This is a genomic window from Streptomyces yamdrokensis, assembly GCF_053890455.1.
In genome coordinates, this window is record NZ_CM132679.1 from 3184071 (window position 1) to 3195835 (window position 11765).

Sequence of the window (11765 nt, forward strand, 5' to 3'; positions counted from 1 at the left end):
CGGGAGACACGGACAGAGGCCGGGTCCGGCCGGATACGAGTATCCGGCCGGACCCGGCCTCTGTCCTCGTCCTCCGCCTCGGCGGCGGGGACGGGAACGGTGGCTCAGAGCAGCCCGTCCCACATCTGCTCCAGCAGCACCGACCACCAGCTCTCCGGCGAACCGAGCGCCGCGGGATCCAGCGCCGCCAACTGCGTCTGGAAGTCGACGGTCCAACGGCCCGCCTGCTCCTGGTTCAGCCCGAACCGCAGCCGCCACATCCGCCCCAGCAACGCCAGACAGCGCGCGAACTCCGGCAGCCCCGTGTTCACGAACTGCGGCGGTACGGGCGCACCGCCCGGCCCCGCCTCCACCGGCACCGCGACGATGTTCGCCGTGCCGTACTGGACACAGACCGCCTTGCCGAAGTCGCTGCCCATGACGAGGTACGAGCCCGCGTCCGACGCCGGCCGCACACCCCGCTCCGCGGCCAGCTCCGCCAGCGTCGGCACCGGACGGCCCGGCTGGGCCTGCGCCCAGAAGAACGGGCCCATGTCCAGCGGAAGCCCGGCCACCACCAGCGTGTGCGCCACCACCGGCGGCACACCCTGCCGGGACACCGCCTGCTGCTCGAACCGGAACACCCCCGGCCCGAACACCCCAGCCAGCTCCTGCCCGATGGCCTCCGGCGGAAGCGGCGGCGCCGGCTGCACCGGTGTCAGCGGCGCGCGCACCGGTGCCGGCCGGGCGGGCCCGTCCGCAACCTGGTGCAACTCACCCTGATGAACGAGCAGTTGCTGCATGCCCTGCTGCCGGCTCGCATGATCCGTGCCGTACGGCGCGATGTTCGTGATCCGCGCCTGCGGCCACTGCTCCCGGATCATCCGCGCGCAGTACGCGCCCGGCAGCTCGCACGACTCCAACTCCGTGTGCAGCTCCAGCACCTGATCCGGCGGCACGTTCATCGCCCGCAGCTCGTGGAAGATCTGCCACTCCGGATGCGGCGTGCCCGGCGCCGAACGCCGGATCAGCTGCTGCTCGGAACCGTCCTGCGCGCGGTAGCGCAGCACGGCCTGGTAGCCGGGACCGACCGTCGGCTGCCCGACCGGCTGCGGCGGATAGCCGTACGCCGGCGGCCGGCCGGGCCCGGGCACACCCGGCGGCACCGCACCCGGCACCCCGGGCGGCATCCCACCGGGCATCCCCGGCGGGGCGGGAGGCGGCGGCACACCCGGGCCGCCGGGGGCCGGCGGCGGCGGAGGCGTACCGGGCCCACCGACCGGGGGCCCCGACAGCACGGTCTCCGCGTGATGCACGGGGCCACGCCCGCCCGCCGCGGCGCCCGGAACTCCCGGAGCACCGGGAGGCTGCGGCGCGCCGGGGGCGCCCGGAGCACCGGGCACACCGGGTGGGCCGGGGGGCGGGGGCGTACCGGCACCCGGCCGGCCGGGGTCGGCGAACATCGTCACGGCGTGATGGACACCGCCGGGCGGCGTACCCGGGGCAGGGGGGGCAGACGGGGCAGGCGGGGCGCCGGGCGGAGGCGTCGAGGCCCCGGACGGCTGCGGACCGCCCGTCGAACCTCCCGGGCCCGCCGGCCCTCCCCGGCTGTCGAAACCGCCGAGGCCGTTGGACCCCAGGGACGACACCATCTGCGTCGGCACGTACCCGCCCGCCGGGCCACCCGGCGCGCCGGCACCCGAGGGGGGTGACGGCGGAGGCGGCGTACCCCCCGGCCGCGCGCCAGGCGTCCCCGGGGCGGCCGGCGGAGGCGGCGGCGGGCCCGCGGGGCGGCGCGGGGGCGCCGCCTTGCTGGTCGCGGCGTCGGCGATGTCCTCGGCGTTCCGCGCCGGCGCACCCGGTGCCGGCGCACCCGGTGCCGGCGCACCCGGTGCCGGTGTCCCCGCATTTGGCGGAGTCTGCGCGTCCGCGTCCTGCAACGCCGGCGTCAGCGCCGTCGGCGGCAGCCGGCTGCCCCCCGACATCAGCGCCGTAGGGGCGTCCGACGCCGGGGGCGGCGGCGTGTCGTCGTCGGACTGGCTCAGCGGCGGCGCGAACACGGTGACCGGCAGCGGCACCGAACCGTCCTCACCGGCGTCGGCGTTCGTGTCCGTACCGGCCCACGGCGTCGCCCCGGCCGGAGTGTTCGCACCGGCCCCCGCCGGGGAGTCGCCCCCGCCGGCGGCGGGCCAGGCGGCACCACTGCCGGGCGCCGCCGGCGCACCCGGCAGCGCAGCACCGGACCCGGCCGCCGCACCGGCCGTACCCGTCGAACCGCCCGACGTCTCCCCCCGCCGGTCCGGAATCCCCAGCCGGTCCGCCGCCTCCTGCAACCACTCCGGCGGACTCAGCAGGAACGACGTCTGGTTCAGATCCACCCGCGCCGGAGCAGCCGGCGCCGGCCCGTCCACCTCGTCCGTACGGGCGTACTCCTCCTCGTACCGGCGGATCACCTCGCCCACCGCCAGCGCGGGCCACAGCGTCGCCTCACCGCTGTCCCGGGCGATCACCAGCCGCTGACCACCGCCGTCCGAACGCGGCCCGTCCTCGCGGTCCTCCGCCCACACCACGAACCCGAGGCCGAACTCCCGCACCCGCACCTCACGGTGCTGATACGACGGCACCTCCCCGTTGACCCACTCCTCCGCACGCTCCTGCGCCTGCGCGAACGTCACCATCGCCGGACCTCACTCCCCCGCAGCAACCGGAACGACCTGCGCGAAGCCGCCGTCCACCATCAGATTCGCCACCGTCTCCAGCTCCGGCGGCGACCCCGCCAGACGGGCCAGGAACGCGTCGAAGTCGTCCCCGCACGGCAGCAGCAGCCGCTCCACCCGCTCCGCCGGCGGCCACGACGGATCCACGTCCCGCGCGTCGTCGTAGGCGCAGAACCACACCGAACCCGCCCGGTCGCCCCGCACCTTCACCGCCAGCAGGCCTCCCTGGACGAAACCGACGGCCAGATAGTCCTTGGTCAGGTGATCACGCAGACACTTGTTGATGTACACCAGGTCGTTGACCGCGGCCTCGTCCCGCACCGTGAAGAACGGCTGGTCGACGAGCAGGCCCAGTTCGGCGTCCAGCGCCGTGCCCACCGGCGCGCAACCGCCCGCCGCCTTCAGGAACGACCGGTACGCGCCGGGCAGCCGGTAGCCGAGATCCTCCTCGACGTTCAGCACCTGCGCCTCGGTCACCGCGAGCCCCGACTTCGGCAGCCGGAAATGCGCCGGACGCGTCTCCTGCAACGGCCGCGTGCCCCGCTTCTCCTGGTCCACGCCCGACGTCACCACACCACCGTGGTGCCGCAGCAGCGCCTTCACCTCGACCGGCACCAGCTCCAGCCGCCTCGACGCCACCGCGTGATGCCACGTCCAGCCGTGCGGCGTCGCCACCGCGGGCACCGTGTCCCACAGCTCATGACCGGTCGCCGCCAGCACCGCGTTCGCCGACACGTAGTCCGTCAGCCGCAGCTCGTCGACGCCGAAACCCTCCGGCGGCTCCGCGATCTCCGCCGCCGCACGCGCGTACGGCGAGAAATCGGGGTAACCACGCTCGTCCACCCGTACCCCTCTCGGGTGACGGGCCGCCCGCACCGGATCCGGAAAGTGCACGACCTGTCCGGCGTAGGCCGCATTCGGCGGCACGGCTCTCTGTCCGAGCCGACCTGTCGTCATGGCGGTTGCCCCCTGCGGCACTCTGTACGACCCGCACCGACCACCATCGCGTCGTCACGGAGCGTATTCGACTGTCACGTCTGTCTCGACTGCTTGCCGCCGCCACTCCCGCCGGCGCCCCGCGCGCCGTCCGCACGGATCACCGCAGGAATCGCGACACCAACAGCCTATGCGGTACGACGGCACCGGTCACCGGGCACCGGCCGCCCACCCGTCTCCTTCCGTGACCAAACGTCACCCTCCCGTGACAGCTCGCCCAAACCTGGGCGTGTCGCCCCGCCCCAGCTTCCCCATCAGCCACGCCATTTGGCACTCTGTGAGCTTCCGGGGGATGCACGGGAGGGGAAGGCGATCATGAACATGACTCAAACAGGGGCACCGGCAGGACACCCCGCCGACCCGCGCAGCGGCGATCCCCGCATCGGCTGGAGCAGCACCGACGCCGCCCGCACCCCCCTCCTCCTCCACCGCCGCGACGGCATCCTGCCCACCATCGCCGCCGCCCTCTCCATCCGCGGCGCCACCCTCACCGGCACCGCCGCCCGCGCCGACACACCCCCCGAACTGCACCCCCTCGTCCAGGACTTCCTCGACACCCTCACCAGCGGCCAACGCGACCGCTTCACCGGCCGCTGCGCCGAGACGATCCTCATCTCCCGGCACCTCACCGCCGCCGACGCCGCACGCAGCAAACGCGCCGCGCGCAAACCCATGACCAACGGCGAAGCGCGCAGAGCGCTCAAACACGCCAAACTCACCGCCCGCCACATCCGCGAGGACGGCGACCCCCTCCACGGCGGCTACGCCGCCCCCTGCCGCGCCTGCACCGCCCTCACGTCCCACTTCGGCGTCCGCGTCGTCGCCCCCGGATGAACCCGTCCGGTGAGTGATTCCGTACGCCCGGGCCGTACCCACCCCTGACACACCCATTCACCACCACCCGGCCGGTCCCCACACCCCACCGACCACACCACCACGACGAACGAACGAACGGCAGATGCGCACCGACCACGTCCCCTCCCCCAGCCACCCGGCCCCACCCGAACCGGGGGGAACCTCCCACCGCTTCCCCGCCCCCGTCGCCGCCGCCCTGCGCGCCGCCGGCTGGCAACCAGGACGCTGGGACATCAGGCAAGCCGAAATCTGGGCCGACACCCTGCGCGACCACGCCTCACCCGCGGGACACCGCCACACCGTCTTCCCCGCCGCCGTCGAGGCCTGGGCCGAGTTCGGCGGACTCCACATCACCCCCACCGGCCCCGGCCGCCAACTCGCCCCCGCCACCCTCCATCTCGACCCCCTCCACGGCCTCCACATGGCCCGCACCCTCGGCGACCTCGGCCGCGCACTCCACACCGACGTCTGTCCCGTCGGCGCCGACCCCGACACCCTCACCCTCGTCGCCATCGACACCGAAGGGCGCGTCTACGCCCTCGACCACACCGGCGACTGGTACCTCGGCCACCACATCGACCAGGGCCTCACCGCCCTCGTCTCCGGCACCGAACCCACCCGCCTCACCACAGGCTGACCGGCCACCACGCCCGCCGGCCACCAGCCGCCGTTCGCCGGCCGGCGGTCACCCGGACGCCGCCCGCCCTACGACGCCGGAATCACCGCCGACACCCGAAAACCCCCCGCGTCCGTCGGTCCCGACACGAACACCCCGCCCAGCGCCGACACCCGCTCCTTCATCCCCACCAGACCGTTCCCACCCGACGGCAACCGCGCCGACGACCCCGCCTTCGGCGGCGGCTCGTTCTCCACCTGCATCGCGATCTCCGACACCCGATGCGCCAGCCGCACATACGTCTTCGCCCCCGGCGCGTGCTTGTGCACATTCGTCAGCGCCTCCTGCACCACCCGGTACGCCGTCGACTCCACCTCCCCCGCATACGACCGGCCCTCCCCCTCCACCAGCAGAGCCACCACCATCCCCGCGGCCGCCGACTGCCCCACCAACTCGTCTATCTCCGACAGACTCGGCCCCTCGCCCCCGACGCCCCCGCCCGGCCGCACCTCGCCCACCGCCCGCGACGCCGCCGCGGCCGCCGCCGCGCCCACCGCCGCCAACGGCACCGAGGCCCCCGCGCCCCGCACCGCGCCGTCCCCACCGGACCGCAGCACCCCGAGCATCTCCCGCAACTCCGTCAACGCCTGCCGGCCCATGTCCCCCACCAACGCGGCGTTCTTCACCGCCTTCTCCGGATCCTTCCGCGCCACCGCCTGCAACGCCGCCGCGTGCACCACCATCAGACTCACCCGATGCGCGACCACGTCGTGCATCTCCCGCGCGATCCGCGTCCGCTCCTCGTTACGCGCCCACTCGGCCCGCTCCTCGGCCCGCTCCGCCAGCAACTGGAGCTCCCGCTCCAGACTGTCCGCACGCTCCCGCAGGCTCTCCATCAACCGCCGCCGCGCCCCCACGTACAGCCCCAGCAGCACCGGCGGCGCGGTCAGCCCCACCGACGTCGTGATCGACGCGAACGGAACGAACCAGTCCCCCAGGTCCAACTCCCCCCGCGCCATGTCCTGCCGCACCCGCACCAACGTCACGATGAACGTCCCCACCAGCGACATCCCCGCCAGCGACGCGATGATCCGGCGCGGCAACTCCGACGCCGCCAGCGTGTACAGGCCCACCAGGCCCATCAGAAAGCCCATCTGCGCCGGCGTGATGGCGATCACCACCAGCACCACGGCGATCGGCCAGTGCCGCCGCACCACCAGCACCGACCCCGCCAGCAACCCGAACAGCACACCCGCGGCCACCGGGATCCCCGCGTCCCGCGCGAACGGAATCCCCTCCAGCCCGCACTCCAGCGCGGACACCACCGCAAGGCTCACATCCAGCACGGCACTACGCCGTCTGCCCCACCACCACGGCCCTCCACGGGCCGTCACATGGTCTTCCCCCGTCGTGGTCATGCCTCCACCCTAAGGGCGCCCGGTGCCGGATTTCCGGGGACTTTCCCCGACTGGCTCCCGCCGCATTCCGTGACACTTGAGCGGCGCAACTCCGAGGCGGCACGCGGGAACGTGGGCGGCTCCCGTCACGGGTGCCTCGTGATCGAAGTCCTCGAGGATGCCGACCCGTACCGTCGCATCGAAGGCTCCCGGTACGGCATAGTGTTGGGTGCCGACTCGACAGCCCGACCGAATGCCCGGTTTCGTCGAGTTCCATCCCCCATGGTGTAACCAGGCAGCACTGAGGGTTTTGGTCCCTTAAGTTCAGGTTCAAATCCTGATGGGGGAGCTTCTCGCACGCGGGTCCCGACCTCCAGGCCGGGGCCCGCACCCATGTCCCCCCACACCCACCCCGGTATCCTGCGGATGTCCCCCTCCCCCTTACAGCCGAAGGGCATCCTTGTGAGCGCCAATCGCCCGGCAGCCGTCGTCGTTCTCGCAGCGGGTGAGGGCACCCGTATGAAGTCGGCCACCCCGAAGGTCCTGCACGACATCTGTGGCCGTTCCCTGGTGGGTCACGTACTGGCCGCCTCCGGTGAGCTGGAGCCGGAGAACCTGGTCGTCGTCGTGGGGCACGCCCGCGAGCGGGTGACCGCGCACCTCGCCGAGGCCGCCCCCGACGTCCGTACCGCCGTCCAGGCGGAGCAGAACGGCACCGGGCATGCGGTGCGGATGGGGCTGGAGGAGCTGGGCGGCTCCGTGGACGGGACCGTGGTGGTGGTCTGCGGGGACACCCCGCTGCTGACCGGTGAGACGTTGCGGCGGCTGTCGGCCACGCATTCCGCGGACGGGAACGCGGTGACGGTGCTGACGGCCGAGGTGCCGGACGCGACGGGGTACGGGCGGATCGTGCGGGACGCGGCCTCGGGCGCGGTGACGGCGATCGTGGAGCACAAGGACGCGTCCGAGGAGCAGCGGGCCATCCGGGAGATCAATTCGGGCGTGTTCGCGTTCGACGGTGCGTTGTTGTCGGATGCGCTGAAGAGGGTGCGGACGGACAACAGTCAGGGTGAGGAGTACCTGACGGACGTGCTGGGGATTCTGCGTGAGGCGGGGCACCGGGTGGGCGCGTCGGTGGCGGGTGACCACCGGGAGATCGCGGGGATCAACAACCGGGTGCAGCTGTCGCAGGCGCGGCGGATTCTCAACGACCGGCTGCTGACCGCCGCCATGCTCTCCGGGGTCACGGTCGTCGACCCCGCCACGACGTGGGTGGACGTCACGGTGACGTTCGAGCGGGACGTGGTGGTGCATCCGGGGACGCAGCTGCACGGCGCGACGCATCTCGCCGAGGGGTGCGAGGTGGGTCCGAACGCACGGCTGACGGATACCCGGGTGGGGGCCGGCGCGAGGGTGGACAACACGGTGGCGTCGGGTGCGGAGGTGGGCGCGGAGGCGTCCGTGGGTCCGTTCGCGTACCTGCGTCCGGGGACCCGGCTGGGCCGCAAGGGCAAGATCGGCACGTACGTGGAGACGAAGAACGCGTCGATCGGCGAGGGGACGAAGGTTCCGCATCTGTCGTACGTGGGGGATGCGACGATCGGCGAGTTCTCGAACATCGGTGCGGCGAGCGTGTTCGTGAATTACGACGGGCAGGACAAATATCACACGACGGTCGGGTCGCACTGCCGGACCGGGGCGGACAACATGTTTGTGGCACCTGTCACGGTCGGGGACGGTGCTTACACTGCCGCCGGCTCCGTGATCACGAAGGACGTGCCGCCCGGCTCGTTGGCTGTGGCCCGTGGCCAGCAGCGGAATATCGAGGGCTGGGTGGCTCGTAAACGTCCGGGGAGCGCCGCCGCGAGGGCTGCGGAGGAGACTGCCCGGGGACCGGCCGAGCAGGGTTGACCGGAAAGCGGTGCGCCAGAGTCGTCGTATCGTGATAAGTGCACATCCGCACCCCATCAGGTGAGATGACCTTCGCGTGCCGCCTGAGCGGTCCCGGAGGTCTCCCGCCGTCGAGCAGCGAGTTTCTGCGACACCTCTGAGGAGATAGTGCTGTGACCGGGATCAAGACGACCGGCCAGAAGAAGATGATGTTCTTCTCCGGCCGCGCCCACCCCGAGCTTGCCGAGGAGGTCGCCCGCCAGCTGAGTGTCGGGGTGGTGCCGACGAGGGCCTTCGACTTCGCCAATGGCGAGATCTACGTACGCTACGAGGAGTCGGCCCGTGGGGCGGACTGTTTCCTGATCCAGAGCCACACGGCGCCGATCAACAAGTGGATCATGGAGCAGTTGATCATGATCGACGCGTTGAAGCGTGCGTCGGCGAGGTCAATCACCGTCATCGTGCCGTTCTACGGTTACGCGCGGCAGGACAAGAAGCACCGTGGGCGTGAACCGATTTCGGCGCGCCTGATCGCGGATCTGATGAAGACCGCGGGGGCGACCCGGGTGCTGACGGTGGATCTGCACACGGATCAGATCCAGGGCTTCTTCGACGGCCCGGTGGACCACCTGTTCGCACTGCCGCTGCTGGCGGACTACGTGGGCACGAAGGTGGACCGGGAGAAGCTGACGGTGGTGTCGCCGGACGCGGGGCGTGTGCGGGTGGCGGACCGCTGGTGCGACCGGCTGGGTGCGCCGCTGGCGATCGTGCACAAGCGGCGGGACAAGGACGTCGCGAACCAGGTCACGGTCCACGAGGTGGTCGGTGAGGTGAAGGGCCGCGTGTGCGTTCTGGTGGACGACATGATCGACACGGGTGGCACGATCTGCGCCGCGGCGGACGCGTTGTTCGCGCACGGTGCGGAGGACGTGATCGTGACGGCGACGCACGGCGTGCTGTCGGGTCCGGCGGCGGACCGGCTGAAGAACTCCCGGGTGAGTGAGTTCGTGTTCACGGACACGCTGCCGACGCCGGGTGAGCTGAGTGGCGACCTGGACAAGATCACGGTGCTGTCGATCGCGCCGACGATCGCGAGCGCGGTGCGCGAGGTGTTCGAGGACGGTTCGGTGACGAGCCTGTTCGACGAGCGGTAAGGGGTCCGCTCCGGGTTCCGCCGGCGCCCCGGCTGATCGTTTTGGGTACGGCCTCCCTCTCCGAGTAGACTGCTCCAGTTGCTCGGCGAGGGAGGCCGTACCGCTTCGTGAGGGGTGGGTTACGGCGGTCCGTTATCGACGCGCTCTTCGTAGCAGGCCGTTCGTGGCCGGGTGACCTTCCCCAAGCTCCACGGAGCAGGGGGTATCCCCAACGGTTTCTGACTTCGAGGAGTGGTGAGCATGTCCGAGGTGAAGCTGCACGCGGAGACGCGGCGCGAGTTCGGCAAGGGTGCGGCGCGTCGTATCCGTCGTGAGGGCAAGGTTCCGGGCGTGGTGTACGAGCGTGGCCTCGAGCCGCTGCACGTGACGCTGCCGGGCCACGAGCTGCTGCTGGCGCTGCGTACGCCGAACGTGCTGATCGACCTGGTCGTCGACGGTGAGGGCAGCCAGCTGGCGATCCCGAAGGCCGTGCAGCGTGACGCGATCAAGGGTTTCCTGGAGCACGTCGACCTGCTGAAGGTGAAGAGCGGCGAGAAGGTCACCGTCGAGATCTTCGTGAACACCGAGGGTGAGCTGGCGCCGGGCGGCAACCTGCTGGAGCACGTCCTGTCCGCGCTGCCGGTCGAGACCGAGGCGACGCACATCCCGGAGGGCGTGACCATCTCGATCGAGGGCCTGACGGCCGGTGACGCGGTGCTCGCCAAGGACGTGAAGCTGCCGGCCGGTACGACGCTGGCCGTGGACGAGGACACCGTGGTGCTGCAGGTCCTGTCCGCGCAGGCCGAGGAGGCCGCGGAGGGCAACGGGGACGAGGCCGCCGAGGCCTGATCATCCTCGTAGTCTTCGCTACGCGGTCTTCACTGCGTGTCGGCCGCTGTCCCCGTACGGGGACAGCGGCCGACGTGTGTACGGGGACGGGACCGAGGACGAGACGCGGACGCGGAAGCGGGACGAGGGAGACATGGACGTGACGACCGATGCGGCGGCCCCCTGGCTGATTGCGGGGCTGGGCAATCCGGGGCCGGAGTATGCCGGGAACCGGCACAACGTGGGGTTCATGGTGGCGGATCTGCTGGCGGAGCGGATCTCGGGCCGGTTCAAGCGGGCCGGGAAGGCGCAGGCGCAGGTGGTGGAGGGCCGGATCGGGCCGCCGGGACCGGCGAACCGGCGGGTGATCCTGGCGAAGCCGATGTCGTTCATGAATCTGTCGGGCGGGCCGGTGAACGCGCTGCGGGAGTTCTACAAGGTGCCGGTGGCGCAGGTGGTGGCGGTCCATGACGAGCTGGACATCGAGTACGGGACGCTGCGGCTGAAGCTGGGGGGCGGGGACAACGGCCACAACGGGCTGAAGTCGATGACGAAGGCGTTCGGTCCGGATTATCACCGGATGCGGTTCGGGATCGGCCGGCCGCCGGGGCGGATGCAGGTGGCGGACTACGTGCTGCGGGACTTCTCGTCGGCGGAGCGCAAGGAGCTGGACTACTTCGTGGACCGGGCGGCGGACGCGGTGGAGTGTCTGGTGATCGACGGTCTGGAGCGGGCGCAGGGTACGTACAACTCCTGAGGGCCCTCGTCGGACCCCGCACGGAGTTGACCGACCGCAAGGGCATGGCCAAAGATCTCGGCCATGCCTTCTGCCGTCTCGTCCTCCCGCTCCCGGGGTTCGTCCGCCGCGCTGCGCTTCGGCCGGTTCGCGGTGATGGGCGCGGTCGCCGTGCTGATCCTGGTCGCGGGTGTGCGGGGGTCATGGGGTACGGCGCAGTACGCGATGCTGACGAAGGGGCGCGAGCAGGGGACGGTCGCGGTGACGTCCTGCGGTGAGCGGACCTGCACGGGGGCGTACACGCCGTCGTCGCCGGGGTCGCAGCCGCGGGCCGAGGTCGTTCTGGAGAACAACGCGGCCGTGGCCGAGGGGCGGACGTACACCGTCGTCGTGAAGCCGGACGGGAACGAGGTGGTCCGTTCCGGTTTCGCGGGGGTCCTCCACGCGTGGGTGCCGCTGGGCGGGGCGCTGATGCTGGCGTCGGTGGTGGTGGCGGGCGGGTTGCTGCGGACGCGGATGGCGTGGGTGATGGGGGTCTCGGGGGTGGCGCTGGTGACGGCGGCGTTCCTGATGGTGTGAGGAACACGGAGGTGCCCCCGGGCCGTACGGCCCGGGGGC

At 71.9% G+C, this 11765-nt stretch carries 10 protein-coding genes; 7 read left to right on the forward strand and 3 right to left on the reverse strand.

The window, feature by feature from the left end; translation table 11 throughout:
• Positions 1–104: 104 nt before the first annotated feature.
• Together ACWZEH_RS13765 and ACWZEH_RS13770 are read right to left on the reverse strand one after the other, a co-directional pair.
• Positions 105–2657 carry an SUKH-4 family immunity protein gene (locus ACWZEH_RS13765; protein ID WP_456198503.1) on the reverse strand — a complete coding sequence of 851 codons (2553 nt, stop codon included), beginning with the start codon at positions 2655–2657 and terminating at the stop codon, positions 105–107.
• Between the two features lie 9 nt (positions 2658–2666).
• Positions 2667–3653 (reverse strand): SMI1/KNR4 family protein, encoded by a 987-nt coding sequence (locus ACWZEH_RS13770; protein ID WP_456198505.1) that lies wholly within the window; start codon positions 3651–3653, stop codon positions 2667–2669.
• A 354-nt stretch (positions 3654–4007) separates the two neighbouring features.
• On the opposite strand from ACWZEH_RS13770, the gene ACWZEH_RS13775 reads away from it, so the two are divergent.
• On the forward strand, positions 4008–4526 hold the full coding sequence (locus ACWZEH_RS13775; RefSeq protein WP_456198506.1) for a YwqJ-related putative deaminase: 519 nt from the start codon (positions 4008–4010) through the stop codon (positions 4524–4526).
• Positions 4527–4650: 124 nt separating this feature from the next.
• On the forward strand, positions 4651–5184 hold the full coding sequence (locus tag ACWZEH_RS13780) for an SUKH-3 domain-containing protein (RefSeq protein WP_456198508.1): 534 nt from the start codon (positions 4651–4653) through the stop codon (positions 5182–5184).
• Positions 5185–5252: 68 nt separating this feature from the next.
• Here ACWZEH_RS13780 and ACWZEH_RS13785 read toward each other — a convergent pair whose 3' ends face one another.
• Positions 5253–6581 carry a sensor histidine kinase gene (locus tag ACWZEH_RS13785; protein WP_456198510.1) on the reverse strand — a complete coding sequence of 443 codons (1329 nt, stop codon included), beginning with the start codon at positions 6579–6581 and terminating at the stop codon, positions 5253–5255.
• A 441-nt stretch (positions 6582–7022) separates the two neighbouring features.
• On the opposite strand from ACWZEH_RS13785, the gene glmU reads away from it, so the two are divergent.
• From glmU to ACWZEH_RS13810, 5 genes are all read left to right on the forward strand, one after another.
• Complete coding sequence (glmU, locus tag ACWZEH_RS13790; RefSeq protein ID WP_456198511.1) at positions 7023–8471, forward strand: bifunctional UDP-N-acetylglucosamine diphosphorylase/glucosamine-1-phosphate N-acetyltransferase GlmU; 1449 nt, start codon at positions 7023–7025, stop codon at positions 8469–8471.
• A gap of 152 nt (positions 8472–8623) precedes the next feature.
• Positions 8624–9604, forward strand: a complete 981-nt coding sequence (locus ACWZEH_RS13795) for a ribose-phosphate diphosphokinase (protein ID WP_456198512.1) — start codon at positions 8624–8626, stop codon at positions 9602–9604.
• Between the two features lie 240 nt (positions 9605–9844).
• Complete coding sequence (locus ACWZEH_RS13800; RefSeq protein ID WP_456198513.1) at positions 9845–10432, forward strand: 50S ribosomal protein L25/general stress protein Ctc; 588 nt, start codon at positions 9845–9847, stop codon at positions 10430–10432.
• Positions 10433–10565: 133 nt separating this feature from the next.
• Positions 10566–11168 carry an aminoacyl-tRNA hydrolase gene (gene pth, locus ACWZEH_RS13805; protein ID WP_456198515.1) on the forward strand — a complete coding sequence of 201 codons (603 nt, stop codon included), beginning with the start codon at positions 10566–10568 and terminating at the stop codon, positions 11166–11168.
• Between the two features lie 63 nt (positions 11169–11231).
• A complete protein-coding gene (locus ACWZEH_RS13810; protein ID WP_456198517.1) occupies positions 11232–11726 on the forward strand; it encodes a hypothetical protein in 495 nt (164 codons plus the stop codon).
• Positions 11727–11765: the final 39 nt, after the last annotated feature.